Below are 26056 nucleotides of genomic sequence, written 5' to 3' on the forward strand. Positions count from 1 at the left end.
CCCGGGGCCTGGACCCTTTTTCCATACCTGCCCCTTGCCAAGTGGTAGCAAAGGTCCCTTGCTCCCGCGGCGCCGCTCAGCAGGCCCGTCGGCCTACCGCGCGCCGCCGAACAGGCGACGAGAAGACGAGAGAAGTCGTCGTCTCCCCATAGCGCTGCATCCGCTCTACAAGCTCCTCCAACTCCGCAGTGCTCCGGCAGGCGACTCGCACCAGCCAGCACTCGTCACCCGTGACGTGATCGGCGTCGAGCACCTGGGGCAGCGCGAGAATGGTTTCGCGGAAGCGGGCCGTGTCCAAACTGCGCACCTTCGCCCGCACCATCGCCTCGATCGGTAGCCCGAGCTTCGCCACGTCGACGTTGGCCGAGTACCCGGTGATGATCCCCTTCTCCTCGAGCCGACGAACCCGCTCGGTCACCGCGGGCGCGGACAGCGACACGCGCCGACCGAGTTCCGAAAAGGTCAGCCGGCCGTCGGACTGGAGCAGTTCGAGTAGCTGCCAGTCGAGATCGTCGAGGTTCACAGAACTCCAGGTTGATCGGCGTGCCCACCAGGAAACTCCAGGCTAGCGGCCGGCGAGACCAGGATTATCCGATGTTGTGGACGATCACCTGCCAGCAGGATTGAGGCATGACGACGGAACCGCGCGTACTCATGTTTCCGGCCTTGGACAGCGCGACCGCGGCCGCGCACCTGCGCGCCGAGCTCGCCCTCGAAGTCGACCCGGATGATCTGGTCCGAGACCTCACCTCTGGTTCTCGGCAGGGGTACATCGTCGTCGAAACCCGGGCCCCTGAAGCCTTCGCGTCGGCTCGCATCCCGGGCGCGATCAACCTCCCCTATCGGGAGATGACCGCCGAGTCGGTCAGCGGCTTGGACCGCGAACTCGTCTACGTCTGCTATTGCGAGAGCATCCACTGCAATGCCGCGACCAAGGGGGCGTTGAAGCTCGCGGAGCTCGGCTTCAAGGTCAAGCGCCTCTCCGGCGGCATCGCCGCCTGGCAAGCCGCCGGCTATCCAGTCGACCGAGACGACTCGGTACCCGCTATCACCTCGACGCCCACTCCCCGCTGCGCCTGCTGACCAGAGAAGCAAGGGACCTTTGCTACCGGCACCCCGAGCGGTAGCAAAGGTCCCCTGCTCTTCCACCGGTCGTAGGCTGGGGACGTGACCGCTCTCAAGTTGCTCGTCATCCAGCCGGACGCATCAGACCCGATCGGCCCTCTCGGGGACTGGCTCACCGAGGCCGGCGCCGAGCTCGACATCCGGCTGCTGCCCGATCAGACACTCCCTACCGATCTGGACGGGTACGCGGGCGTGGTATGCCTCGGTGGTGGGATGGGCGCCAACGACGACGGCGAGCATCCGTGGTTGGCGGACGTGCGGAAGCTTCTTTCGAAGGCCGCGGGTGCGCGCATCCCGACGCTCGCGATTTGCCTCGGTGGTCAGCTGCTGGCTGTGGCGCTGGGCGGCAGCGTCGCCACAGGTGATCAAGGGCCTGAGGTCGGCCCCAGCCTTGTGTCCAAGAAGGACGCTGCCTGGACCGACCCGCTCTTCGCGGACTTACCGCTGATGCAGGACGTCCTGCAGTTTCACAACGACGCGATCACCCGGCTGCCCGCAGGTGCCGAGCTTCTCGCCTCCTCGCCGCGGTACGCCTACCAGGCTTTCCGATTCGACCGTTGTGCCTACGGTGTCCAGTTCCATATCGAGACGACGCCGGATGTGGTCCTCGACTGGGCACGGCAGTCACCCGAAATGGCAGAACTCACCCGGCCGGACGCACTGACCCCCGACAACCTCGCTCGGGTGCATGCCGACATCACCGAAACCTGGCGGCCGTTCGCTCATCGCTTCGTCCGTCTGGTGTCCGGTGACCTCGCCCCAGCTGCGGACCGTCAACGTACATTGCCGATGGCTTAACGACCTATGTCTCAAACGTGTATGGGTTATTAACACCAGGGTCGTGCCGTCAGGTACCTTGCGGAGGGAATTTCGAAGGGTTCGGAGGTCGGGGTGGAGCCCTCAGTCTTGGTCGTGCTCGTCGTCGTCACGGCCCTAATTTTCGATTTCACGAACGGGTTCCACGACACGGCCAACTCGATGGCGACGTCGATCGCCACCGGGGCGTTGCGTCCCAAGGTCGCGGTGACGATCTCCGCGGTCCTGAACCTGGTCGGAGCCTTCCTGTCGGTCGAGGTGGCCAAGACCATCTCGAATGGACTCGTCGACGACTCCAAGATCGGACCGGCGATCGTGTTCGGCGGCCTGGTCGGGGCGATCGTATGGAACCTGATCACGTGGTTCGTCGGACTACCGTCCAGCTCGTCCCACGCGCTGTTCGGCGGACTGATCGGCGCCACCTGGGTGTCGGCCGGAACGGACTCCGTCCATTTCGGAAAGATCGTCGAGAAGGTGCTGGTCCCAGCGGCACTGTCGCCGGTCTTGGCCGGTCTCGTCGCGATGATCGTGACGTACTTCGTCTATCGGATCTTCGTCCGCCGCGGTCGTACCGCCGGCTTCCGGGTCGGCCAGATCATCTCGGCCTCGCTGGTCTCGCTCGCCCACGGCACGAACGACGCGCAGAAGACCATGGGCGTCATCACGCTGACGATGATCACCGCCGGAACCCTTCCCGCCGGCGCAGGGCCGCCGCTCTGGGTGATCGTCAGCGCGGCGCTGGCACTCGCGCTCGGCACGTATCTGGGTGGCTGGCGAATCACCTTCACGCTGGGTAAGGGCTTGACGGATATCGACGGCCCGCAGGGCTTCGCCGCGCAGACCAGCTCGGCCGCGGTCATTCTCGCGTCGACGAATTTCGGCTTCCCGCTTTCGACGACCCACGTCTGCTCCGGCGGCATCGTCGGTTCCGGGGTGGGCAGGAACGAATCACCGGTTCGCTGGCGCACGGCCGGCCGCATGGTGCTCGCCTGGCTGTTCACACTTCCCGCCGCTGCCATTGTCGGCGCCGGGGCCGGCCTCGTGACCTCGACGGGCACGGTGGGCACGATCGCCGTCGGTGTCGCGGGCCTGGCGATCGGCATCGGGATCTACCTCCTTTCACGGCGGAGTCCCGTCAACGCAGGCAGCTTCGCGAGCCCAGCCCCGCCCGTTCCCGAACAGGAAGTCGGCAGGGTCGCCGCTTAGGAGAGCAAGGGACCTTTGCTACCGGCCTCACGCGGTAGCAAAGGTCCCTTGCTCCCTTGCGCGTCCGTCTGGCCTTGGGCGGAAGGGCGACTACGGTGGAACCCGATGGTTGAGCGCGCCAGGCCGACCGCTTCCGTGGCGAGATACGGCTTCACCGACCCCCGAGCCGACGGGCAGCTGCGTGCTGCCGGCTGGTGGACTGAATCCGGCCCGGACGGCTCCGCCGCCGACGTCATGTCGGCACTTTCCCGTGCGGCGGATCCCGACCTCGCCCTGAGCGGACTGGACCGGATCCGGGAAGCCGACCCTGGTACCTGGAATGAGCTCGACCAGGCGCTCCGCACCAACCGGACCTTCCGAGGCCGGTTGCTCGGTGTTCTTGGCACTTCGAGCGCGCTCGCGGACTTCCTGGTCGCGAACACCGACTGCTGGAAGACCCTCCAGGGCGAGAAGAACATCGCCCCGGATCAGTATGTGAACAGTCTTCTCGCCCATCTGCGACCGGACGGCGAGCTAATCACAGGGCTCGAGTCGGAGCAGGCTCTTCGCATCGGTTACCGCGAACTGCTGCTCGGAATAGCTGCGGCCGACCTCGGGCATCTCGTCGAACCTGGTCTCCGCCAGCCGCCTTATGCCGAGATCGGAGCCCAGCTCACGACGCTGGCAGAGGCCGCGCTGACGGTTGGGTTGCTGGTCGCGGAGGCCGAGGTGGGTGCCGCTGCCGAAGGCCACCTGTCCGTGATCGCGATGGGCAAATGCGGCGGTCGTGAGCTGAACTATGTGAGCGACGTGGATGTCATCTTCGTCGGGGATGGAGATCTTTCGGTCTCCACGAGACTGGCGAGCACGATGATGCGTGTGGTCGGCAAGGCATGCTTCGAGGTCGACGCGGCGTTGCGCCCGGAGGGCAAGGCGGGCGCCTTGGTCAGAACCCTCGATGGCCATGCCGCCTACTATCAGAAGTGGGCCAAGACCTGGGAGTTCCAGGCATTGCTCAAAGCGCGGCCGGTCGCAGGCGACGCCGAGCTCGGACGGCAGTACGCGGAGATGGTCGCACCGAAGGTGTGGGCTGCGGCCGATCGGGAGAATTTCGTTCCCGAGGTCCAGAAGATGCGGCGCCGCGTCGAAGGCCATGTGCCGTCCGCGCACGCCGAACGGGAGCTCAAACTGGGGCGCGGCGGCCTTCGCGACGTCGAGTTCGCCGTGCAATTGCTGCAACTGGTCCACGGCCGGATCGACGCCGAGCTGCGTTCCCCGTCCACGATGGACGCGCTCGCTGCCCTGGGGGACGGCGGGTACGTCGGCCGGAAGGACGCTGCGGAGCTCGCATCTTCCTACGAGTTCCTCCGGACTATCGAGCACAGGCTCCAGCTTCGCCGGCTCCGGCGTACGCATTTGTTCCCTGCCGCTTCGGACGTCAGCGAGCTGCGAACGATCGCGAGAGCGAGCGGCGTGCGGCCGGCCCGAGGCAGAAGTGAAGGGGACGTGCTGGTGGCGGAGTTCCGCCGCCATCTGCAGAGCATCCGGCGTCTTCACGAGAAACTCTTCTACCGGCCGCTGCTGCAATCGGTCGCGAACGTGCCGACGGAAGCGCTACGGCTGACCACGAAACAGGCCGAGAGCCGCCTCTCCGCGCTCGGCTACGCCGCGCCGGACGGGGCCTTGCAACACATCAAGGCACTGACCGCGGGAATGTCGCGCCGGGCGGCCATCCAGCAAGCTCTGCTGCCGGTCCTGTTGGACCTTCTGGCCGACACCCCGGACCCTGACCGCGGACTTCTGTCCTACCGGAAGGTCTCGGAAGCGCTCGAGGCGACGCCCTGGTATCTCCGGGTGCTTCGGGACGAGGGTGCCGTCGTCGAGCGGCTCGCGTTCCTGCTCGGCACGTCACGTCTGGTTCCCGACCTGCTGGCTCGAGCGCCGGAAGTACTGCAATTGCTCGGTGATCCGGCGCGGCTGGCAGGCCGTACCCCGGCGGAAGTGGCCACTTCACTGAGAGCCGCCGTGCGGCGTCAGCCGGGTTTGAACGCGGCGGTCGCGGCTGCGAGATCGTTGCGCCGGCACGAAATGCTCCGGATCGCGTCGGCGGATTTGCTGGGGTTGCTCGACGTCCCGGCAGTGTGCGAGGCGCTGTCCAGTGTGTGGGTCGCCGTGCTGCAAGGTGCCTTGGCGGCTGCTTTTCGCCAGCGCCAGGCCGAGCTCGGCCAGACCCCCGCGAAGATCGCCGTCATCGGTATGGGGCGGTTGGGCGGGGCCGAACTCGGCTATGGATCCGACGCGGACGTTCTTTTCGTGTGCGAGCCCGCCGAGGGTGTGTCGGACTCCGAAGCAGCGAAGTTCGCCTCCTCCGTCGCCGAGACGGTCCGCAAGATCCTCGGTGCCCCCAGCCCCGACCCGGCACTGGTCGTCGACGCCGATCTCCGGCCGGAGGGGCGGAGCGGTCCGTTGGTGCGAACCCTCGAGTCCTACCGCAGCTACTACGGGCGGTGGGCGGAGGTCTGGGAATCGCAGGCGCTGCTCCGCGCTCGGTTCATCGCCGGTGACGACGACCTCGGTGCACGGTTCATCGAGATGATCGACCCCATTCGCTATCCGCAGGCGGGCCTCGATGCGGTTCGCGTGCGGGAGATCCGGCGGATCAAGGCGCGTGTGGAAACGGAACGGATGCCCAAGGGCGCCGACCCGACCCGGCACACGAAACTCGGTCGCGGAGGGCTCGCCGACGTGGAGTGGACCGTGCAGCTCATGCAGCTGCGTCACGGGCATGAGGTCGAGGGGCTCAGGACCACTTCGACCATCGAGGCCCTGAAGGCCGCGGCGGAGGCGGGGCTCGCCGAGCCCGCCGAGATCGAGTCGCTTACCGAGGCCTGGCTGCTGGCGACGCGCGTCCGGAACGCCGGGATGCTGGTCCGCGGTAAGGCGGTCGACGAAATTCCCAGCTCCGGTCGCGACCTCGCCGCGGTCGCGCGAGTGCTCGGCTACTCGGCCGATGATGATCCAGGCGAATTCCTCGACGCCTACCGGCGGACGACGCGACGTGCCCATGCGGTCGTGGAGACCCTTTTCTACCAAGGCTGACAGCTCTGACCTGCGGTAAGGGAGCAAGGGACCTTTGCTACCGCTTGCCGTGAGCGGACGAGGCGGTAGCAAAGGTCCCTTGCTCACACTCGGCATCGCGGATGGTGGGTGGCGCTTACAGTGGACCGGTGACTGTGCGCGAGCCATTTCGTACCCGGATCAAGGTGCGTCATTACGAGCTGGACACCCTCGGCCACCTCAACCATGCGGTTTACCACTCGTATGGCGAGGTCTCCAGACTTGAGCTGATGGAACTCGCCGGCGGCCTCAACGCGGGTATGCGTGATGCGAATCTTGCCTTCGTGCTGCTCGAATCCCACATCGTCTTCCGGCGCGAGCTTCGGGCAGGCGATGTCGTCGACGTGACCTGCGACGCCAAATTCGGCACCGGCAAGACCTTCCACATGGACTCGAACATCTACAAGCTCGACGGCACCCTCTCGGCGGAGATCACGTGCACGCTGGGGTTGATGGATCTCGAGCGACGCAAACTGGTGGACGACCCGCGTGGCCGGATCGAGCGGGCGGGCGTCGACCTGAAGGTTCTTTCCACCTCGGAGTAGCTGTACTGCTTAGCCCAACAAGAAACGCCGGTGGTGAGGGCGATTCCGCACCTCACCACCGGCGTGCTCTTGGTGTTTCCTACCGCACGATCACACGTCGTAGTACAGAGAGAACTCGTACGGGTGCGGACGCAGCCGCAGCGGGTCGATCTCGTTCTCACGCTTGTAGGAGATCCACGTTTCGATCACGTCGGGAGTGAACACGCCACCCTCGAGCAGGTAGTCGTGGTCGGCTTCCAGCGTGTCGAGAACCGCACCGAGGTCGCCCGGGACGAGCTTGACGTTCTGGGCCTCCTCCGGCGGAAGCTCGTAGAGGTCCTTGTCGATGGGCTCCGGCGGCTCGATCTTGTTCTTGATGCCATCGAGACCGGCCATCATCATCGCCGAGAACGCGAGGTACGGGTTGCCGGACGAGTCCGGGCACCGGAACTCGGCGCGCTTGGCCTTCGGGTTGTTGCCCGTGATGGGGATACGGACACAAGCCGACCGGTTCCGCTGCGAGTACACCAGGCTGACCGGGGCCTCGAAGCCCGGCACGAGCCGGTGGTACGAGTTGACGGTCGGGTTGGTGAAGGCCAGCAGGCTCGGTGCGTGCTTGAGCAGACCGCCGATGTAATGGCGGGCGGTGTCGGACAGACCCGCGTATCCCGACTCGTCGTGGAACAGCGGCGTGCCGTCCTTCCACAGCGACTGGTGGCAGTGCATGCCCGAGCCGTTGTCACCGGCGAGCGGCTTCGGCATGAAGGTCGCGGTCTTGCCGGCGGCGAACACGGTGTTCTTCACGATGTACTTGAACAACTGCAGGTCATCCGCAGCGTGCAGCAGCGTGTTGAACTTGTAGTTGATCTCGGTCTGTCCGGCGGTGCCCACCTCGTGGTGCGCGCGCTCGATCTCGAAACCGGAGCCCTGCAGGTTACGGACGATCTCGTCGCGCAGGTCGGCGAAGTGGTCGACCGGCGGGACGGGGAAGTAGCCGCCCTTGAACTTCGTCTTGTAACCCTGGTTGCCGCCCGGCACGTCGGCACCGGTGTTCCACCAACCCTCGACGGAGTCGATCTCGTGGAACGAGGCGTGCTCGGCCGAGTCGAACCGGATCGAGTCGAAGATGTAGAACTCGGCCTCGGGGCCGAAGAACACGTTGTCCGCGACGCCGTACTCGGAGATGTACTGCTCGGCCTTGCGCGCGATGTTGCGCGGGTCGCGGCTGTACGCCTCACGGGTGAACGGGTCGTGCACGAAGAAGTTCAGCGAGAGCGTCTTCGCCTTGCGGAACGGGTCGATACGCGCAGTCTCGGGGTCCGGGAGGAGCAGCATGTCGGATTCGTGGATCGACTGGAAACCACGCACCGAGGAGCCGTCAAAGGCGAGGCCTTCTTCGTAGGCTTCTTCGTTGAACGCCTTCGCCGGAACGGTGAAGTGCTGCATAACGCCGGGCAGGTCGCAGAACCTGACGTCGACGACCTCTACGTTCTCGTCGGCGATAAGGCGCTGAATGTCGTCTGGAGTAGTGGGCACCCTCGGTGACTCCTTCTCGTTCGTTGCCGGCGGCAGTACTCTCTTCGGCTCACGCTAAGAGCGCGGTGTTGCCCGACCGTCACCCGTATGTTTCGCCGGTGTTAACGGGGCGGCGATATCGGGTAGTCGACCAGGGCGAATGTGGCCCGCGCCACCGGCATACCCTGGATGGGTGGCGAGATGGACCGGAGAATGGCTGCCCGGAGCCGGCGATGAGACGACGGCCGGTGGCGAGGGTACGCAGCGGTGGCGTGGTGAGCGACTCGGCTTGCCCCAGTCGGGTGTCGGCTCGGTAGCGGGCGGCGGCGCGCGCCTTCTCGGGCTGCTCATCGACCTGGTCCTCGCCTCGCTGGTCACCGCCCTCTTCGTGACGCCCAGCCTTCAGGACCCGGCCGTCATGCAGACCTTCAACCTCTGGTCGGTCGGCGTCTGGGCGGCGATCACGGTCATTCCCGCGGCCTTCTTCGGGTTCACCCCCGGTATGGCAGTGGTCGGAATCCGCGTCGCCAGGCTCGACGGCGCGCAAATGGTCGGTGTGTGGCGTGCCGTCGTGCGAGGGGCGCTGACCTTCGTGATCATTCCAGCCGCGATCCGCAACATCGACGGACGAAGCTGGCTCGACCGGCTGACCGGAACCGTTGTAATCCGCATGCGATGACCGCGGGTGGAGGGAGCAAGGGACCTTTGCTCTCGCCGGAAGCCGGACCGGTAGCGGCTAGGCAGCCGGAGCCGCAGGGACGCTCCCGAGATCTGGAGGCGGTCGTTGTCGGGCACGGCGGTGGGCTGCTCGCAGGTCTTGGATCACCACCAGCGGCTCGTCACGTAACCGTCCCGGACTCACCTGTACGACGATGAGGCCCGGAGCGACGAGAGCCGGCATTTCCGACACCGTGTCCGGTCCGAGAGCGACCTCGTCATAGCGGACTTGCAGTGCGACGCCGACCTGCGGCCACCAGGCATCGGCGATTCCGACAACCACTCCGTCGGGAGTCCGTAGCTCTGCCTTCCACACGGGCTGGGGCAAGCCGCTGCGCTCGACTGCAGATTTCAGCCATTGCTCGACGGCGGAGTCGACGCCGTCCTGGAGTGCGTTGACGACTGTTCGGGGGAGCGCGGAGCCGATCGTGCTGGCCTGGGCCAACTCGTCGCAAAGTTCCTCTGGAGTGCAGAGCCCACGATGGACCGCGTCGTGGATCATCGCCCGCACCGACTTGAGTTCGTCCATACGCCGAGCCGCGTCGATGAGGGCTCGGGCTAGAGGAGCGACAGGCAACCCATCGATCTCCACCGGCTCCGGTAGGTGGATCGTTCGTTCTACGACCGCGAACCCCCAGGTGGCGACCTTGCTCCGGTGAGGGATCAGGGTGTGCGCCCGTCTTTCCGGCGGGAGTCTTCGAACCCCGTACAACCTGGCGGCCTGTACTCCGGTGAGCATCGCCTCCGGCCCCGCGTGAGTCAGCGCGACCTTCAAGAGCTGGTGCCTGGTCGGCGTGGCATTGGTCAGGAGGATGACGCCGGGGATCGGACGGCGCCACGGGCCGCCCTCGCGGCAACGGCGCGAGATCGAGGAGTGAGAGTGCCCGAGGGCGACAAGTTTCGCCCGGGCGGCCACACCGTCCGGGAACATCGCTGCCAGCGCCTTCTGCCGGGCGCTCGAGGTTTCATTCACACAGTGATCATGCGACCACCCACCGACAATTTTCGCCCGGAGACGAATCAGGGGTCCTTTGCTACCGCACGCGGCGGGTAGCAAAGGACCCCTGATCCTCGTTTCGTCAGCGGCGACGGATGGTGCGCTGGACGTTGCGCATCTTCGCGCCGGCGGGCATCGGGCCCTTCGGCATGGCGGCGCCGCGGCTGCCGAGTGCGGCCAGCTTCGCTTCCAGCGCGTCGACCTGGGCGGGCTTGAGATTGCGCGGCAGCTTCATCAGGTGGCTCTGAAGCTTCTTCAGCGGCACCTGCTGGTCTTCGTTGCCGATGATCACGTTGTAGATCGGTGTCTCACCGATCAAGCGGGACACGCGCTTCTTCTCCTGCGCGAGCAGGGACTTCACACGGTGCGGCGCACCCTCGGCGACGAGCACGACACCCGGACCACCGAGAACTCGGTGCACGGCGTCGAGCTGGGTGGTGGCCGCCACGGTCGGCGTCACCTTCCAGCGGCCTCGCATGTTCTCCAGCGCCCACGCCGCGGCGCCCGGCTGCCCGTCGGCCTTCGAGTACACGGTCTTCTGGACCCGCCTGCCGAAGATGATCACAGCGGCGAGCGCACCGAGCAGGATGCCCAGCGGCAGCAAGACCCAGTGGACGTCGAAGATGAACCCGATGCCGAACACGACACCGGTGATGACCAGGAGCGATCCGACCATCCAGGGGATGAGCGCCTTGTCTTCCTTGCGCTGCATCTTGAAGGCTTCGAAGATCTGCCCGCGGCGAGCCTTGCTCGCGGCACGCTTCTCCTTCTTGGCCAGCTTCGCTGCTTCCTTGTCCTGCTTTCCCGCCATGTGACCAGGATACGGCTGCGTGCCCTGCGCCGAACCCGGCGGGCACTCTGCGAGGATCGGGACGTGGTTAGCGCATCGTCCCCGAAGAGTCGTCCAGGCCTGCTCGATGGGCTCGATCCCGAGCAACGCGCCGCCGCCTGCGCGCCGAGGGGGCCGGTCTGCGTCCTTGCGGGAGCAGGGACCGGCAAGACCCGGACGATCACCCATCGCATCGCTCACCTGGTCCGTTCCGGCCACGTCGCCGCTGGTCAGGTCCTCGCCGTCACCTTCACGACCCGCGCCGCGGGGGAGATGCGCACGCGTCTCCGGGGGTTGGGTGTGGACGCCGCCCAGGCGCTCACGTTCCACGCCGCCGCCCGCCGCCAGTTGCGATATTTCTGGCCTCAGGTCGTCGGGGACCGGCCTTGGGAGCTGCTCGAGAACAAGTTCCGCTACATCAGCCAAGCCGCCAACAAGGCCGGCCTCGGCACTGAGACGGAACTGCTGCGCGACCTCGCCAGTGAGATCGAGTGGAGCAAGGCCTCTTTGGTATCGCCGGACGACTATCCCGCGGTAGCCGCACGGACACAGCGGGACACACCGGCGCCCGCCTCGCAGGTCGCGGAGGTCTACCGCAACTACGAGAAGGTCAAGAACGCCGCGCAGGTCCTCGACTTCGACGACCTGCTCCTGCACACCACGGCCGTCCTCGAAGAGCACACGGTGGTGGCCCAGGAGTTCCGTGAGCGGTATCGCTGCTTCGTCGTCGACGAGTATCAGGACGTCACCCCGCTGCAGCAGCGGTTGCTCGACGCCTGGCTCGGCGGCCGTGACGATTTGACCGTCGTCGGCGACGCGAATCAGACCATCTATTCGTTCGGTGGTGCTTCTCCCCGGCCGCTCCTGGAGTTCACGCGGAGGTTCCCCGAGGCGACGGTCGTGCGGCTCGAACGGGACTACCGGTCGACGCCGGAAGTCGTGGCTCTCGCCAATCAAGTGATCGGGGCCGCGCGCGGCCGTCCTGCGGGGTCGAGGTTGAAGCTGATCGGCCAACGTCCGTCCGGGCCGGCCCCGCGGTTCGCGGAGTATGACGACGAGACCGCCGAGGCCGCGGCTGTCGCGCGCAGAATTCGTGATCTGCTCGACAGCGGAGTCGCGGCTAGCGAGATCGCGGTGCTTTACCGCGTCAACGCCCAGTCTGAGGCCTACGAGCAGGCTCTGGCGGAGATGGGCATTCCGTACCTGGTCCGCGGCGGCGAGCGGTTCTTCGCCAGGGCCGAGGTCCGGCAGGCCATGTCCGCGCTGCGGATGGCGTCGACCGACGCTTACACCGGCGAGCTGGTGACCCGTGTCCGCTCGGTCCTCGCGAAAGTGGGGCTCACCGACCAGCCTCCTGCCGGAGGCGCGGCGAAAGAGCGGTGGGACGCGCTTCTCTCGATCGTCGAGTTGGCGGAGGAACTGGCTTCCACGGTCGAAGACGCCGATCTTCCTCGATTCGTGGCGGAGCTCGAACAGCGAGCGACAGCGCAGCATCCACCGACGGTGGAGGGCATCACCCTGGCCTCGCTTCACGCGGCGAAAGGTCTCGAATGGGATGCCGTGTTCCTCGTGGGACTCGCCGAGGGGACCATGCCGATCCTCCACGCCGACGGCGACGACGCCGCCATCGAGGAAGAACGCCGCCTCTTCTATGTCGGCGTCACACGTGCTCGAGTGCATCTCTCGCTGTCGTGGGCCTTGGCCAGAACGTCGGGAAATCGCCGTAATCGGCGACGCAGCAGGTTCCTCTACGGCCTCATCCCCGAAGATCACCCGGCGGCGAGGGTCGCCCGATCGCAGCAGCCGAAGCAGTCTGGCAACAAGGCACGGTGCCGCGTGTGCGGCGGACCGCTGCTGGAGACACTGGACATCAAGCTCGGCCGGTGTTCCCGCTGCCCGTCCAACGTGGACGAGCAGCTGCTCGAGAAGCTGAAATCCTGGCGAGGTGAGCGCTCGCGCGAGCTCAAGGTGCCGGCCTTCGTCGTTTTCACGGACGCGACGCTCGTCGCCATCGCCGAGCAGCGGCCTACCGATGACACGGCGTTGTGTGCCATCTCCGGGATCGGAGCGACGAAGCTCGAACGCTTCGGCGCGGAGGTTCTCGACGTCGTGCGGGCCTCGGTGGAGACTTGACCGCGTCCCAGGCTTGATCCACGCGGCGAACCTGCTGCTCAGAGCCGATCTTCGCAACTTCGACGGATTTTCTGGAAAATAAGTTGCCCCGGTGCGGCCGGGGGCAATAACCTGCAGGTACCGGGCGGGAAGCGCCCGGCCTGGGGAAGAACATCTACAACACAGCGTAGACCGCAGGGCGGCTCGCGCGCGACAGAGAAAGGTGGTGTCAGTGAAATGAGGATCAACATGAAGCTCACGAACCCTGGCACCCGTCTGTCCTGCGTCGCGGAAGTCCCGCAGGCACAGCGCCAGGGCACCTTCATGCCCGTGAGCATCCTTGCCGCCCGCGGCACTCAGCGTCTCAACCGGCGCTGGGTCACCGCCGACGAGACCTTCACGCACGCTGCCGCCTTCGGTGGGGCGTACGTGAACGGTGGCGTCGATCTGCCGGTCATCAAGCAGTTCCGTGTTCCGTTGTCCGAACGGGAGCGAAGTTCCTGACCTAGTCAGGACCAGAGGCTCACGAAGGCCGCGGAACCGGTTACCGGATCCGCGGCCTTCGTGTTTTTTGCTGCACAAACAAGTTGGCTGCACAACCTAATTGGGGTTCAGCGTTGTCCAGTTCCACCGTGAGTACGAAATCCGTTACGGCACAGAGGAGTGCACTTATGTCATCGGCCATAGCTTTCGCGCCGGGGGAGGCCCTGCCCTTCGCCGACGCAGGCGTCGTCGACCTGCTCGACGCCATCGACTCGCCCGAGTCGATGCTTCCCTGCCGTTCGGGCGACGCGGACCTGTGGTTCGCCGAGTCGCCGGCAGAACTCGAGCGAGCGAAGGCGTTCTGCGCGGACTGCCCGGTCCGTTCCGCCTGCCTCGCGGGCGCCCTTTCGCGGCGTGAGCCGTGGGGTGTCTGGGGTGGCGAAATCTTCGAGCGCGGCGTCGTCGTCGCGCGGAAGCGGCCCCGTGGCCGTCCCCGTAAGAACGCGGTCGTCGAGCCCGCCGCCGAGGCTCGCAAGGTCGAGCGGAGCGCCGCGGCATGACCGTCGAACTCGTCACCACCAGGGATTACGAGGCGCGGACGGGAACTCACGCGCCGACCGAATTGAACGAGATCAAGGTCGAGGAGACCAGCGAAATGTTGCTTTATGAAGAACTGTCCAGGGCCCGAATACGAGACCTCGAGGAGGGAGTCCGCGCGCAGCGGGCTCGGAGCGGTCCACGCGCCGCGCGCAGGTGGACCAAGGTCGCCCGGTGGGCGACCCGGCGAGCTGAGCGTTTCCAGGCCTGACCACTCAGGGGAGCGGGGGACCTTTGCTATCGCGCCGCGATAGCAAAGGTCCCCCGCTCCCTTTTGGGACGTGGCGCGGCTCGGCGTGGTGTTCACTTGAGGAATGGCCGTACACACGCATGACGACATCGACTGGTCTGATCGGCTTCGCTCGCTTCGCATGGCCGAAGCACTTGACGCCGTGCCAATGCGGTCGGCGGCTCGGCGGCTGCTGGAGGGGATGCCGGACGGGCTGACCATCCTCGACGTCGGCTGCGGCGCGGGCGGGATGAGCGTGCTCTTCGCCGAGGAGCTCTCCGCCGCCGGCGCCAAGATCGTGCTGGTCGACGCGACCGAACAGCTACTCGCCGAAGCGCACCGAGTCGTCAGCGCGGCTGCTGGGGAGAAAGCCGTCGTCGAGACGATCCACGCAGACGTGGCCGACGAGGGGTTGCCCGCCAAGCTCCCCGCCGCCGATCTGGTCTGGGCTTCCCGCGTGGTCCACCACCTGCCCGATCAGCAGGCGGCCATCGACACCCTGGCCCGGCTCGCCCGCCCCGGCGGGCTGGTCGCCATCTCAGAGGGTGGCCTGGACTTCAACTGCCTCCCGTGGGATCTCGGCATCGGCCGCCCCGGGCTCGAGGAGCGGCTGCTCGCCGCGCGCGGCGAGTGGTTCGCCGAGATGCGGGCAGGAATCCCCGGCTCGGTTTCCATGCCCTACGGCTGGAACATCGCGCTGCAGCGAGCCGGCCTCGTCGACGTCGATTCCTTCGGGGTGCTCATCCACCACCCGGCGCCCGGCCCGGAGCTGCTGCGCGAGTTCGTCATCGAGCGGGTGACCTGGCTCAACGAGGTCGCGGGCGACCGGCTCGGCGATGACGACCACGAGACCGCGGGCGCGCTGGTGGATCCGGCGAACCCGGCCTTCCTGGGCGCTCGCCGGGATCTGTTCCTCCAAGGGGCGAAGACCATCCATTGTGGACGGCGATCGTGAGTGAGCAGGTCACTTGCTCGTTGTGCGGCCGGATCCGCGGTGGCGACGAGGAGCCCGCGCAGACACTCGCCTGGGTTGCCACCCGCGAGAAGAACGTCGTGCGCTGGATGTGCCCCGCCTGCGCTCGCCGCCACACCCGTGACATCGAAGGAAAGCTGCCGGACGAGTACTGGTGAACCTCAGGCGGCGTCGATCCGGCCGATCGTGCGGACCTTCGGTCTCGGCGTCCGCGTCGCTTCGCCGAACGCCCTGACGAGCTCTGCCGCGACTTCCAGCGGAGCCTTCTTCAGCTGGTCGATGGTGCAGCGGACCAGCACGGTCCCCGTCGCGGTCAGCGCTAGCGGGTGAAAATTCGCCGCACCCTGTTTCGGGGGCCGGAATTGCCACGCCATGCCGATGTCGTCCCACCAGGCGTCGGCGGTGCCGATGGGGCGCCCTCGTCTGTCGCAGAGCGTCGTGTTCCACGACGGCGAGGGCAGCGGGCAGCCGCTGAGGACCTTCTTCGCCAGCCCATGCGCGTACGTCTCTTCGGGATCGACGCGTCGCAGAGCCGCGCGTACCGCGGCCGAACCTCGCCGGTTACCGGAATCGAGCTCCTCGCTGAGTTCGTCGAGCGTGCACAGCCCCCAATACAGCGGCAGCGAGATCAGCTCGTCGATTCGCATGGGGTCGAGCTCCAGCCGGGCGAGATCGAGCGCCGCCCGGGCCGCTGGGGCGAACGGGACGCCGTCGATCATGGTCGGCGACGGCATCCGCGTGGTTCTTCGCGGCAGCATGCCCGGTTCCGCCGGCACGCGCCGGTAGTCGGGGACGAGGAGATGTACCTCCCGTGTCAGCGGGCAGCCGACACCTCGTGCGCGTAGCGCGTCGGCGCCTGTCACGACGACCTCCGGCCCGAACCGCGCGACAGCGGCTTGCAGCAGCTGAAGCCGGGTGGGCGCGGAGTCGCGCAACAGGATGACGCCCGGCATCAGCCTTCGCCAAGGACCGCCCGGGCCGCAGAGCTTCGCGGCGTAGCGCGCGGTGACGCCCGCCTGCCGCAGCTCGCGGCTGGTGATGATCCCGGATTCGCTGGTGTTACTGAGCGCCATGAGTCGGGCGCTTCGTGTAGTGGTCATGATTCGAGGATGGCCGCTGGGCCGACCGGGTGGAACCACTTCCGCCAACTTGTGGACAACTCGCCCCGGCGGACCCGTTTTCGGCTCAGTCGCACCGTTCCCTGTGGATAACTTCTCAGGCCGCGAAGCCCGGCTGCCACCGTTCGACGATCGCGCGGGCGGGGATCTCGGCGTCGAGCTGGCAGAGGATGCCGGTCGATCCGGCGGTCACCCGGTGGATCATCAGGTACTCGGGCGGCAGGTTGAGGGAACGCCCGATCCGGAAGTCGCGGCCGCGGGTGTCGCCGACCCGGCCAGCCTGGCGTTGCATCCAGCGGCGGGTGAAGTGGAACGTGTCGCCCGCCAGCGGTTCGGTGAACGGTGCCAGGTACGCGAGCACGTCGTCGGCCCGCAGATCCGCGTCGCCCCGGATGAAGCCGGACTCCCTGAGCAGCCGCATCAGCTTCGCGGACTCGCCGTCGAGTGCCAGCCTGGTCATCTCGCCGAGGTGCTGCGGGATCCCCTCGGGCAGCCGGGACACCCCGCCGAAGTCGATGACGCACAGCCTGCCGTCGTCGGTCAGCATGAAATTGCCCGGATGCGGGTCCGAATGCAGGAGCCGGGCTCGTTCCGGCGACGAGTAGTGGAATTCGGTGAGCAGGCGGCCGGCGCGGTCTCGGGTCTCCTTGTCGCCGCCGGCGATGATCTTCGACAGCGGGGTGCCGGTGGCCCACTCGGTGACGACGACCTTCGGCGCGCTGGCGACCACGCGGGGGATCAGGAACCCGGGCACGCCCTCGAACGCCTTGACGAAAGCACGCTGGTTCTGCGCTTCGGCCTGGTAGTCGAGCTCTTCGTTCATCCGCTCGGCGAGCTCCGCCAGGAGCGGCTTCACCTCGGTCCCCGGCACGAACGCCTGGAACAACCTGCTGAAACGCTGGAGCTGCCGGAGATCGCTCCGCAAGGCGTCGTCGGCTCCGGGATATTGCACCTTGACGGCGACTTCGCGGCCGTCGTGCCAGGTCGCGCGGTGGACCTGGCCGATGCTCGCGGAAGCGGCAGGCTCGTCGTCGAAGGCCGCGAACCGTTGCTGCCAGGTGCGCCCCAGCTGCTCGGCGAGGACCCGATGGGTCTGCCGGGTGGGCATGGGCGGCGCGGCGGCCTGAAGCTTCGTCAGGGCCTCGCGATAGGGCTTCGCCATCTCGTCCGGCACCGCGGCCTCGAAGACGCTCAGCGCCTGGCCGAACTTCATCGCGCCGCCCTTGAGCGTGCCGAGGACCTCGAAGAGCTGCTCCGCCGCCTTGGCGGACAGCGTCGCGTTGACCTCGTCGGCGCTTTGCCCGGTCAGCCGCCTGCCCCAGCCGCCGACCGCCCGCCCCGCTATGCCGAGCGGGATACTGGCCAGCTTCGCCGTTCGCGCTGCCCCGTTGCGGGGGATGGCGGCTTCACGGTCCTCGGCGTTGCGGGAGTCGGTCACCTTCGCGATTCTGCCTTGATTCACTGCGCCCGCGCAGCCTGTTGAGGGAGTGCGTGTGGGCTACGTCGCTCGCCGTATCAACGAGCACCGCATCCGCAGGCGGTATGCGGCGGCCAGTCGCGATGCCGGATCTTGCCGTCGAAGAAGTCGATCTCCAGCGTGGCGTTCCACGTGGGCGGCGCCTGATCGCTCGGGGACAGGAGCCTGAGCGCCTGTGCGGCGGCGAGCGCCGCGCAGGCCTGAACGGAGCCGAGATCGGCTCGCTGCACCCGGCCGACGAGCTGGCTCGCCACCCTCGGCCAGGAATCGTCGCGGCCTGCCCGGTGCAGGTCGGCGCAGCGCAGGCAGCTGCTGCGGCCGGGCACCACCAAAGGTCCCACGATCCCGACCCCGTCCCTGACGCGGACCGGCAGGTGGTTGATCCCGTCGCGGACGAGTTCGTCGACCACTTCGGGAGCGGGCACCACGGCATCGGTGAGCAGGGCGAGTTCCGGCCGGCGGTCCGAGTAGAGCCGCGTCGTCACGGTGCTCGCCCTGGCGCGGCGCACGACCTGCGCCATCGCGTCCCGGCGTGGCAAGCCGATTTCGGCTTCGGTGTAGCCCGAGCCCAGGTCGGCTTCGAGAACCGTGCCCGACGCCCGGACGTCGATGTGCCCGACGCCGCCGTTGGCGAACAGGACGGCGATGGCCACCGCCAGCCTGCCGTCGCCGTGGATCGCCACCGCGGTGCGCTTGCGGCGGGCCGTCATGGCCGTTTGATGGTGGCGGGCGCGAAGCGACCAAAGCCCTGTCTCGGCCCTCGGTCTCGGCTGCCGATCGGACTGGCCCGCATCGGTCACGAGACCTCGGGCCGTCAGGTCCGTCATCAGGTCCCGCAGCTGTTCGTCGTGTTCGCTCTGCGCGAGCACGATGTCGTCCGCGGCCTGTTTCCCGTCCAGCCCGCGGAGTGCTTCGGCCACCTCGGTGGCGACGCCGGCGATCACCACGGCGTGTGCGGGGTCGAGGCCGATCTGGATCTCGCCGTTTCCCCGTTCCAGCACATCCAGCCCCGGAAGCAGGGCGGGAAAGTCGGGCAGGATGATCGATCGCAGGTCCGGTTCGCGCAGGTTCATGATCGCAGGATCGCACCTGGCTGCCGTCCACCCGCCCGGAAAAACGGGAGTTATCCACAGGTTGGCCCCGTTGTGGACAACTGGAGGCTGTGACCTTTCGGCTCTCGGAGTTGTCGGTGACTGGCCTTACCGTGGTCGAGTGGTCGAAGCACGGACGCCCTCATTGAGGGGCCGGGACACGACGAATCCGTCGGACACTCCCGAACACAAGGTCGAGGTACGGCGCAGCCAACGCCGCCACCGGACCGTCACCGCGTACTGGGACGAGGACACCCTCGTCGTGCTGATCCCCGCCCGGATGACCCGGGCCGAGGAGAAGCACTGGGTTGCCGAGATGCAGCGCAAGCTGCTGCGCAAAGGCCCGCGGCAGGCAGCGCCGCCCAAGGCGTCGGACGAGGCGCTGCTGGCACGCTGCGCCGTGCTCTCGGCGAAGTATCTGGACGGAAAGGCGATACCCGCGAGCGTTCGCTGGGTGCCGCCGATGAGGACGAGGTGGGCTTCCTGCACACCGGTCGACGCGACGATCAGGGTCAGCGATCGTCTGCGCCGGGTGCCGGCATGGGTGCTGGACTACGTCCTCGTGCACGAACTCGCGCATTTGAAGGAGCCAGGGCACAACGCGGCCTTCTGGGAGCTCGTTCGCCGTTACCCGAAGACCGAACGCGCCATCGGCTACCTGGAGGGTCTGTCCTCCGCCGCCGGATGGGGCATCGCGGCGGAGGACTGACGTGCCTCAGTTCTCTTCTTCGTCGCCCTTGGGCTTGTTCTTCTCGCGCTCGGTGCGCTCGATCTCGGCGATCGGGTCGATGCCTTCGAGTGTCGACTCGCCGTCGCCGAGGCGTTCGGAGAAGTCGAGCGGCTCGTCGAGGTCGTCGGCGGTCGGCATCAGGTCCGGGTGGGACCAGAGGCCGTCACGCTTCTCGATGCCGTGCTGGTCGCCGACGAGCTTCCACAGCGAGGAGGCCGCCCGCATCCGCCTGGGCCGGAGCTCCAGCCCGACCAAGGTGGCGAAGGTCTGCTCGGCGGGGCCACCCGTGGCCCGGCGGCGGCGCAGCGTCTCCCGGAGTGCGTCCGCGCCCGGAAGCCGGTCGCCGATGGCCTCGGCCACCACGACGTCGACCCAGCCTTCGACCAGCGCGAGCAGGGTCTCCAGGCGGTTCAGGGCCGCCTTCTGCTCGGGCGAGGTCTGCGGCTCGAGAAGGCCGGAGGACATGGCCTCTTCAATGCTGGCCGGGTTCGACGGGTCGATCTGGCCCGCGAGCTGCTCCAGCGCCGACGTGTCGACGGAGATCCCGCTCGCGAACTCCTCGACGGTGGCCAGGAGCCGCTGCCGGAGCCAGGGGACGTGGGCGAACAGTCGCTGGTGGGCGGCCTCGCGCGCGGCGATGAAGACCAGCACCTCACTGGTCGGCAGCTCCAGGCCCTCGGTGAACTTCTCGATGTTCGCCGGCAGCAGCGCGGACGTGGCCGCGGGGCCGAGCGGGAGACCGACCTCGGTGGAGGTGAGCACTTCGGAAGCCAACTGAGCCAGAGCGTTACCGAGCTGGGAGCCGAAGGCCATTCCGCCCATCTGGCCCATCATCGAGAGAAGCGGGCCGGCGGCCTGCTTGGCCTCTTCGGGCAAGGCCTGGACCCACGCACCCGAGACCTGCTGGGCGACCGGGTCGCAGAGGCGCTGCCAGGTGGGCAAGGTCTTCTCGACCCAGTTACGCGCGGACCAGGCGACCGTGGTCGTGGCTCCGGCGGGCAGGATCGTCGCGGCGTCGAGCCACAGCTCCGCCAGGTGGGCGGCGTCACGGACGGCCGTGCTCGAGTCGCCACCGCTGGACGACGAAAAGCCGAGCTGGACGTCGGTGCTGCCGCTGCTGCTGAGGTTCTGCAACGCGATCTGTTTCGCCAGGTCATAGTTGACCGGCCCGGTCGAGCTGCCGGCCTGGCTGAGCATCTGGCCCAGCTGGCTGAGCATCTGACCGAGCTGATTGAAGGCCTCGGCGCCGGAGGGCTGGCCGCCGGAGTCCGACGGCTCGTTCTCGCCTCGTTTGTCGGGATCGGGCGGTCCGAAGCCGAACGGGGGTTTGCTCATGGCACCACCGTACGCGGGTCCCGGGTTTCACAGCTCGTCAAGTGGAGTGATGAGCGTGGCCTTCACCGAGAAGCGAACACGGTCACCGTACGCTGTCACGCGTGACAGAGCCCTCGGAGGAGACCACAGGAGCGCGGAGCCGTGCGGGCTCCGCGGGTGACCAGGACCGCTCCGAACGGCGGCTGACCCGGCGCGGCTGGACGCTGCTGGTCAGCGGCGCGCTGTTCGTCGTCTTCGCGCTGGTCGGGTTCTTCATCCCCGTGCCGTATGTGGCGATCAGCCCCGGGCCGACTTACGACACGCTCGGCAAGGACGCCGCCGGGCAGTCCGTGATCCAGGTCAACGGGCACGAGGTCTTCCAGACCTCCGGCGAGCTGCGGATGACGACGGTCTCCCTGCGCGATGGCGGTATCACGCTGTTCAACGCGCTCGGGCTCTGGGCGAGCGGCCGGTACGCGCTGGCGCCGCGCGAGGAATATTTCAAACCGGGCGAAACCAACGAGCAGGTTCGGCAGGAGAACATCCAGCAGCTGCAGGACTCGCAGACCGCTGCCCAGGTCGCCGCGCTGCGCCGCAAGTTCCCGGTGAAGGTGCTCGCGAAGACGATCGTCTCCGGCAGTCCCGCGGACAAGGTGCTCGCTCCCGGCGACCGGCTTCTGGTGGTCAACGGGAAGACGGTCACCGAGGCGACCGAGGTGCGGGCCGCCCTGAACGGGACGAAGCCCGGTCAAACCGTCCAGATCACCTTCAAATCCGATGGTCAGGCCGAACGCACCGTGCCGCTCACGCTCGCGCAGCGGCCCGATGGGCCGGAAGGCTTCATGGGCCTGACCGCGGTGGACCGTGCCGACGTTCCCTTCGACGTGAAAATCTCGCTGCAGGACGTCGGCGGCCCGTCGGCGGGCCTGATGTTCGCGCTCGCGATCGTCGACAAGATGGAGCCCGGCGACCTCGCCGGTGGCAGGCATATCGCCGGGACGGGCGAGATCTCCGAGAAGGGTGACGTCGGCGCGATCGGCGGCATCTCGTTCAAGGTGGTCGGCGCTCGAGAGGCCGGCGCCACCGACTTCCTCGTGCCCGCGCACAACTGCGCCGAGGCGAAGACCGCCGCGCCCGACGGGCTGAACCTGATCAAGGTGTCCACCCTGGACGAGGCGATCGCGCAGCTCGACAACCTCAAGGCGGGTAGGCCGACCGCCTCCTGCTGACCGCGGGGGAGCAAGGGACCTTTGCTACCGCCTCGCGGATCTGGCTGAGGAGAGCAAGGGACCTTTGCTATCGCTCGCCGCCTACCTGGGCAGGCGCGGTAGCAAAGGTCCCTTGCTCTCTTTTCGCAGGTCAGGGCAGCAGGGTGGCCTTCAGGGCTTCGAGCAGGTTGGGCGCCAGCTCCGGGTTCTCGATGATCTCGTCGACGGGGACGTCATCGGGTTCGGAGGGCTGCCCGGCGCCGCGAAGCCGCATGACGCACGCTCCGGCGCCATCCCGCAGCACAGCCGCGACGAGGCGGGCTTCGGTCCGGCGCGGGTGGTCGGCGGCCGCTTGACGCAGGCGTTCGGCGTCGGTCTCGGGCACGACGGGAAGCTCGGCTTCGGCGTCCGGCGGCAGCACGATGATCTCCTGCGCGAGCGCGCAGCCCAGCACCAGATCGGGCCACGCGATCTGCGCCAGCGCTTCGCCGAGGTCACCTTCGGGCAGAGCCTCCTGAGCGACCGGCGTCAGCGGGGCCGACGCGTCGAGCTGACCGGCCAGTTCGGGCTGCTCGTCCAGCAGCGCCGCGGTCGGGACCAGCGCGAACAACTGCGGCGGCTGGTCCCATCCTCCGGAGGCGACGAACTCCTCGACTTCGCGGGCCAGGCCGGCCACGCCCTGCTGCTCACTCGGTGCCATTGGCACATCGTTCCAGGCGGCCCGGGCAGCGGCCTTCCGAGTCCGGTTTGGGCGGGTTCCGGGAACTTCCGACGGCATCCGTAGAGTTAGAGCATCAGGGGGCGCACGCGGACGCGCGCCCCCGCGAAAAGTTCACCAAACCAGGAGCGTGTGCAGTGGCCACTCGGCCCCCCGTGAGCCTGCCGAAGCTGTCCCGGCGCAGCCGGATACTGCTCATCATCGCCGCCGTAGGCATTCTGGCCCTGCTGCTGGGCGCGAGACTGCTGGACACCTACGTCGACTGGTTGTGGTTCGGCGAGGTCGGCGCCCGCACGGTGTTCAGCACGGTGTTGATCACTCGTGTGATCTTGTTCTTCGCCGTAGGGCTCCTGGTGGGCGGGGCGCTCGCGATCAGTTTGATGATCGCGTACCGGTCCAGGCCCGTCTTCGTGCCGATCTCCGGCAACGACGACCCGCTCGCGCGCTACCGGTCGGCGATCGTCGGCCGGATCCGCCTGTTCGGCATCGGCATTCCGGTGCTCACCGGGCTGATCGCCGGCGCGTCCGCGCAGAGCGACTGGCAGGTCGTGCAGCTGTTCCTGAACGGCACCCGGTTCGGGCAGACCGATCCCGAGTTCGGCAACGACGTCGGCTTCTACGCCTTCGACCTGCCGTTCTACAACTGGCTCCTGGGCTGGCTGTTCATCTCGGTCGTCATCGCGTTCTTCGGCGCGCTGATCTCGCACTACATCTTCGGCGGCATCCGGCTCGCGGGTAAGGGCGGTCAGCTCGCCGGCCCGACCCGCGCCCAGCTCGCCATCACCATCGGCATCTTCGTGCTGCTGAAGGCGGTCGAGTACTTCTTCGACCGCTACAACCTGCTGCTCTCGGACCGCGGGGCACCGCTGTTCGTCGGTGCGACCTACACCGACCTGAACGCCGTCTTGCCCGCGAAGCTGATCCTCCTGTGCATCTCGGTGATCTGCGCCGTCGCTTTCTTCGCCGGCGCGTTCCTCCGCAACCTGCAGCTGCCCGCGATCGCGCTGGTGCTGCTGATCCTGTCGAACGTGCTCGTCGGTGTCGCGTGGCCCGCCGTGCTCGACCAGTTCTCGGTGCGTCCCAACGCGAACGAGAAGGAATCCGCGTCGATCCAGCGCAACATGGACGCGACCCGTCAGGCGTTCGGCCTGACCAACGTCGAGTACAAGGACTACACCGGCAAGTCCGAGGCGACCTCCGCGGAGATCAAGGCGGACAAGGGGACCGTCCCGAACATCCGGCTCCTCGACCCGAACGTCCTCAGCGACACGTTCACCCAGCGCGTCGGCCGTGAGAACTTCTACGGCTTCCCATCCAAGCTGGACATCGACCGCTACACCCTCAACGGGGTCACGCAGGACTACATCGTCGCGGCCAAGGAGATCAAGACCGAGGGCCTCACCGGCAACCAGACGAACTGGATCAACAAGCACCTCGTCTACACGCACGGGAACGGGTTCGTCGCCGCGCCGGCCAACACGATCGACCGCGCGCTGAAGGACGCCAACTCCGACGGCGGCTACCCGATCGCCACCACCAGCGACACCCAGAACCCGTCGGGCGCGGGGTCGACCGACCCGAGCAAGCCGGGCATCAAGGTGGACGAGCCCCGTATCTACTACGGCGAGCTCGCGACCGACGCCGCGTACGCGATCGTCGGCGGCAAGGCGGGGCAGGCGCCCGGCGAGTACGACACCGCCGTCGACCGCGCCTACATCTACAAGGGTTCCGGCGGCGTGCCGATCGACAACTGGTTCAACCGCCTCGTTTTCGCCGCCGAGTACGGAGAGCGCAACATCCTCTTCTCCGACGCCATCGGCGACGGATCGAAGATCATGTTCAACCGCGAACCGCGGGACCGGGTCGCCAAGATCGCCCCGTGGCTGACGCTCGACGGCGACCCGTACCCGGCGGTCGTCGACGGCAAGATCAAGTGGATCGTCGACGGCTACACGACGATGAACAACTTCCCGTACGCCCAGCAGACCCAGCTCGGCCAGGCGACCAACGACTCGCTCAGCGGCACCACCCGCCAGGCGAACTCCTCGATCAACTACATCCGCAACTCGGTCAAAGCCACCGTCGACGCGTTCGACGGCACCGTGACCCTGTACGGCGTCGAGGACAACGAGCCGGTGCTCAACGCCTGGAAGCAGGTCTTCCCGGGGCTGGTCAAGCCGAGCAGTGAGATCTCGCCGGACCTGCGGTCGCACTTCCGCTACCCCGAAGACCTCTTCAAGGTGCAGCGGGAACTCCTGTCGAAGTACCACGTGAACAACCCCGCGGAGTTCTACGCCCAGCAGGCCTTCTGGAGCGTTCCGCAGGATCCGACGCAGGAAGGCGGCGTGAACGCGTCCGCCTCCGGCATCGCCAACCAGCCCGGCTACTACGTCCTGGCCACCGCGCCGGGCGACACCAAGTCGCGGTTCCAGCTCACCAGTTCGCTGACCGGTCTCCAACGGCAGTATCTGGCGGCCTGGATGTCGGTGTCTTCGGATCCCGAGGACTACGGGAAGATGCGCGTCCTCAGACTGCCGACAGGCGCCAGCGGATCCACCCAGGTGGACGGTCCCGTCCAGGTCCAGAACAGATTCCAAAGTGACCCACGGGTCGCGCAGGACCGGACGCTGTTCAACAACCCGAACGTCACCGTCACCTACGGGAACCTGATCACGCTGCCCGTCGCCAACGGCTTCCTCTACGTGGAACCGGTCTACATCCGGCAACGGAACCAGCTGAGCTATCCGCAGCTGGCGCGGGTCCTGGTCTCCTACGGCACCAAGATCGGGTTCGCGCCGACGCTGAACGAAGCGCTCGACCAGGTCTTCGGCGCGGGCACGGGCTCCGGGGTCACACCGCCGCAGACCGGCGGCACCCCCGGGCCCACGACGCCTCCGCCGCCGGGCACGACGACGCCGCAGCCGCCCTCCAGCGGAAACCCGGCGCTCGACAAGGCCGCGGGCGACATGCACGACGCCTGGGTCAAGTTCCGCGCGGCCCAGCAATCCGGGAACTACGCCGACCAGGGTGCTGCCCTGGCCGCACTCGAAGCCGCCTCCAAGGCCTACGAGTCGGCCAAGGCCAGCCCGCCGGCGTCCGGTGCGCCCCCGACCTCCGGCCAGCCTGGAGGGTGACGTCGCTTACCTAAAGGGCACCTGCTTTGCGCCTGCTCGAAACGCAG

Annotated in this window: 24 protein-coding genes; 15 read left to right on the forward strand and 9 right to left on the reverse strand. The window is 67.5% G+C overall.

The genetic code is table 11. The features are described from left to right. Nucleotides 1-76: 76 nt before the first annotated feature. Nucleotides 77-523 carry an Lrp/AsnC family transcriptional regulator gene (locus tag ACZ1DY_RS06750; RefSeq protein WP_465483887.1) on the reverse strand — a complete coding sequence of 149 codons (447 nt, stop codon included), beginning with the start codon at nt 521-523 and terminating at the stop codon, nt 77-79. Between the two features lie 107 nt (nt 524-630). Here ACZ1DY_RS06750 and ACZ1DY_RS06755 point away from each other — a divergent pair, with 107 nt between their 5' ends. From ACZ1DY_RS06755 to ACZ1DY_RS06775, 5 genes are all read left to right on the forward strand, one after another. After that, entirely contained in the window at nt 631-1083 is a 453-nt protein-coding gene (locus tag ACZ1DY_RS06755) for a rhodanese-like domain-containing protein (RefSeq protein WP_257488943.1), read from the forward strand. 84 nt (nt 1084-1167) lie between these two features. Beyond that, nucleotides 1168-1923, forward strand: a complete 756-nt coding sequence (locus tag ACZ1DY_RS06760) for a type 1 glutamine amidotransferase (protein ID WP_126737713.1) — start codon at nt 1168-1170, stop codon at nt 1921-1923. A gap of 93 nt (nt 1924-2016) precedes the next feature. Beyond that, complete coding sequence (locus tag ACZ1DY_RS06765) at nt 2017-3147, forward strand: inorganic phosphate transporter (RefSeq protein WP_465483888.1); 1131 nt, start codon at nt 2017-2019, stop codon at nt 3145-3147. A gap of 105 nt (nt 3148-3252) precedes the next feature. Then, nucleotides 3253-6225 (forward strand): bifunctional [glutamine synthetase] adenylyltransferase/[glutamine synthetase]-adenylyl-L-tyrosine phosphorylase, encoded by a 2973-nt coding sequence (locus ACZ1DY_RS06770; protein ID WP_465483889.1) that lies wholly within the window; start codon nt 3253-3255, stop codon nt 6223-6225. Between the two features lie 128 nt (nt 6226-6353). Continuing rightward, entirely contained in the window at nt 6354-6788 is a 435-nt protein-coding gene (locus tag ACZ1DY_RS06775; protein ID WP_126737716.1) for an acyl-CoA thioesterase, read from the forward strand. Nucleotides 6789-6878: 90 nt separating this feature from the next. Here ACZ1DY_RS06775 and glnA read toward each other — a convergent pair whose 3' ends face one another. Beyond that, the gene (gene glnA, locus ACZ1DY_RS06780; RefSeq protein WP_007033879.1) at nt 6879-8303 is read right to left on the reverse strand and encodes a type I glutamate--ammonia ligase; all 1425 of its coding nucleotides are present in this window, start codon (nt 8301-8303) and stop codon (nt 6879-6881) included. A gap of 172 nt (nt 8304-8475) precedes the next feature. Between glnA and ACZ1DY_RS06785 the strand changes: the two genes are divergently transcribed. Beyond that, a complete protein-coding gene (locus ACZ1DY_RS06785) occupies nt 8476-8961 on the forward strand; it encodes an RDD family protein (RefSeq protein ID WP_185927434.1) in 486 nt (161 codons plus the stop codon). A gap of 57 nt (nt 8962-9018) precedes the next feature. Here ACZ1DY_RS06785 and ACZ1DY_RS06790 read toward each other — a convergent pair whose 3' ends face one another. Then, a complete protein-coding gene (locus ACZ1DY_RS06790; RefSeq protein WP_465483890.1) occupies nt 9019-9972 on the reverse strand; it encodes a hypothetical protein in 954 nt (317 codons plus the stop codon). 106 nt (nt 9973-10078) lie between these two features. Next, nucleotides 10079-10807, reverse strand: a complete 729-nt coding sequence (locus tag ACZ1DY_RS06795; protein WP_192746453.1) for a DUF4191 domain-containing protein — start codon at nt 10805-10807, stop codon at nt 10079-10081. Nucleotides 10808-10870: 63 nt separating this feature from the next. On the opposite strand from ACZ1DY_RS06795, the gene ACZ1DY_RS06800 reads away from it, so the two are divergent. The 6 genes from ACZ1DY_RS06800 (at nt 10871) to ACZ1DY_RS06825 (ending at nt 15377) form a co-directional block, all read left to right on the forward strand. Then, nucleotides 10871-12958, forward strand: coding sequence for an ATP-dependent DNA helicase UvrD2 (locus ACZ1DY_RS06800; protein WP_465483891.1), 2088 nt, complete (start codon nt 10871-10873; stop codon nt 12956-12958). 216 nt (nt 12959-13174) lie between these two features. Then, entirely contained in the window at nt 13175-13441 is a 267-nt protein-coding gene (locus ACZ1DY_RS06805; RefSeq protein WP_126737720.1) for a hypothetical protein, read from the forward strand. Nucleotides 13442-13608: 167 nt separating this feature from the next. After that, the gene (locus ACZ1DY_RS06810) at nt 13609-13980 is read left to right on the forward strand and encodes a WhiB family transcriptional regulator (protein ID WP_465483892.1); all 372 of its coding nucleotides are present in this window, start codon (nt 13609-13611) and stop codon (nt 13978-13980) included. Then, a complete protein-coding gene (locus ACZ1DY_RS06815) occupies nt 13977-14228 on the forward strand; it encodes a hypothetical protein (RefSeq protein ID WP_465483893.1) in 252 nt (83 codons plus the stop codon). Before ACZ1DY_RS06810 ends, ACZ1DY_RS06815 begins: the two co-directional genes overlap by 4 nt. 103 nt (nt 14229-14331) lie before the next feature. After that, nucleotides 14332-15201 carry a class I SAM-dependent methyltransferase gene (locus ACZ1DY_RS06820; protein WP_465483894.1) on the forward strand — a complete coding sequence of 290 codons (870 nt, stop codon included), beginning with the start codon at nt 14332-14334 and terminating at the stop codon, nt 15199-15201. After that, complete coding sequence (locus ACZ1DY_RS06825; RefSeq protein ID WP_465485623.1) at nt 15195-15377, forward strand: hypothetical protein; 183 nt, start codon at nt 15195-15197, stop codon at nt 15375-15377. Before ACZ1DY_RS06820 ends, ACZ1DY_RS06825 begins: the two co-directional genes overlap by 7 nt. 3 nt (nt 15378-15380) lie before the next feature. Here the strand turns inward: ACZ1DY_RS06825 and ACZ1DY_RS06830 are convergent, their stop codons facing one another. From ACZ1DY_RS06830 to ACZ1DY_RS06840, 3 genes are all read right to left on the reverse strand, one after another. After that, nucleotides 15381-16292: a hypothetical protein gene (locus ACZ1DY_RS06830; protein ID WP_457960602.1), complete on the reverse strand. Its 912-nt coding sequence runs from the start codon at nt 16290-16292 to the stop codon at nt 15381-15383. Nucleotides 16293-16434: 142 nt separating this feature from the next. Beyond that, nucleotides 16435-17775 (reverse strand): ABC1 kinase family protein, encoded by a 1341-nt coding sequence (locus tag ACZ1DY_RS06835; protein ID WP_465483895.1) that lies wholly within the window; start codon nt 17773-17775, stop codon nt 16435-16437. A gap of 77 nt (nt 17776-17852) precedes the next feature. Then, nucleotides 17853-18887: a hypothetical protein gene (locus ACZ1DY_RS06840; RefSeq protein ID WP_465483896.1), complete on the reverse strand. Its 1035-nt coding sequence runs from the start codon at nt 18885-18887 to the stop codon at nt 17853-17855. Between the two features lie 163 nt (nt 18888-19050). On the opposite strand from ACZ1DY_RS06840, the gene ACZ1DY_RS06845 reads away from it, so the two are divergent. Next, nucleotides 19051-19614, forward strand: coding sequence for a M48 metallopeptidase family protein (locus ACZ1DY_RS06845; RefSeq protein WP_007033866.1), 564 nt, complete (start codon nt 19051-19053; stop codon nt 19612-19614). Nucleotides 19615-19620: 6 nt separating this feature from the next. Here the strand turns inward: ACZ1DY_RS06845 and ACZ1DY_RS06850 are convergent, their stop codons facing one another. Continuing rightward, a complete protein-coding gene (locus tag ACZ1DY_RS06850) occupies nt 19621-20970 on the reverse strand; it encodes a zinc-dependent metalloprotease (RefSeq protein ID WP_126737727.1) in 1350 nt (449 codons plus the stop codon). A 203-nt stretch (nt 20971-21173) separates the two neighbouring features. Between ACZ1DY_RS06850 and ACZ1DY_RS06855 the strand changes: the two genes are divergently transcribed. Continuing rightward, entirely contained in the window at nt 21174-22178 is a 1005-nt protein-coding gene (locus ACZ1DY_RS06855; protein WP_465485624.1) for a YlbL family protein, read from the forward strand. A gap of 130 nt (nt 22179-22308) precedes the next feature. On the opposite strand, the gene ACZ1DY_RS06860 is transcribed toward ACZ1DY_RS06855, so the two are convergent. Beyond that, the gene (locus tag ACZ1DY_RS06860; RefSeq protein WP_126737729.1) at nt 22309-22857 is read right to left on the reverse strand and encodes a PPA1309 family protein; all 549 of its coding nucleotides are present in this window, start codon (nt 22855-22857) and stop codon (nt 22309-22311) included. 155 nt (nt 22858-23012) lie between these two features. On the opposite strand from ACZ1DY_RS06860, the gene ACZ1DY_RS06865 reads away from it, so the two are divergent. Further along, nucleotides 23013-26009, forward strand: a complete 2997-nt coding sequence (locus tag ACZ1DY_RS06865) for a UPF0182 family protein (protein WP_465483897.1) — start codon at nt 23013-23015, stop codon at nt 26007-26009. Nucleotides 26010-26056: the final 47 nt, after the last annotated feature.

Source organism: Amycolatopsis sp. PSD-21, assembly GCF_055561455.1.

Excerpts from the sequence above, each read along its gene's own strand:
- ACZ1DY_RS06840 (WP_465483896.1), bottom strand. The coding sequence starts at position 18,887 with ATGAACCTGCGCGAACCGGACCTGCGATCGATCATCCTGCCCGACTTT.
- ACZ1DY_RS06820 (WP_465483894.1), top strand. The coding sequence starts at position 14,332 with ATGGCCGTACACACGCATGACGACATCGACTGGTCTGATCGGCTTCGC.
- ACZ1DY_RS06860 (WP_126737729.1), bottom strand. The coding sequence starts at position 22,857 with ATGGCACCGAGTGAGCAGCAGGGCGTGGCCGGCCTGGCCCGCGAAGTC.
- ACZ1DY_RS06830 (WP_457960602.1), bottom strand. The coding sequence starts at position 16,292 with ATGGCGCTCAGTAACACCAGCGAATCCGGGATCATCACCAGCCGCGAG.
- ACZ1DY_RS06770 (WP_465483889.1), top strand. The coding sequence starts at position 3,253 with ATGGTTGAGCGCGCCAGGCCGACCGCTTCCGTGGCGAGATACGGCTTC.
- ACZ1DY_RS06810 (WP_465483892.1), top strand. The coding sequence starts at position 13,609 with ATGTCATCGGCCATAGCTTTCGCGCCGGGGGAGGCCCTGCCCTTCGCC.
- ACZ1DY_RS06805 (WP_126737720.1), top strand. The coding sequence starts at position 13,175 with ATGAGGATCAACATGAAGCTCACGAACCCTGGCACCCGTCTGTCCTGC.
- ACZ1DY_RS06850 (WP_126737727.1), bottom strand. The coding sequence starts at position 20,970 with ATGAGCAAACCCCCGTTCGGCTTCGGACCGCCCGATCCCGACAAACGA.
- ACZ1DY_RS06755 (WP_257488943.1), top strand. The coding sequence starts at position 631 with ATGACGACGGAACCGCGCGTACTCATGTTTCCGGCCTTGGACAGCGCG.
- ACZ1DY_RS06815 (WP_465483893.1), top strand. The coding sequence starts at position 13,977 with ATGACCGTCGAACTCGTCACCACCAGGGATTACGAGGCGCGGACGGGA.
- ACZ1DY_RS06795 (WP_192746453.1), bottom strand. The coding sequence starts at position 10,807 with ATGGCGGGAAAGCAGGACAAGGAAGCAGCGAAGCTGGCCAAGAAGGAG.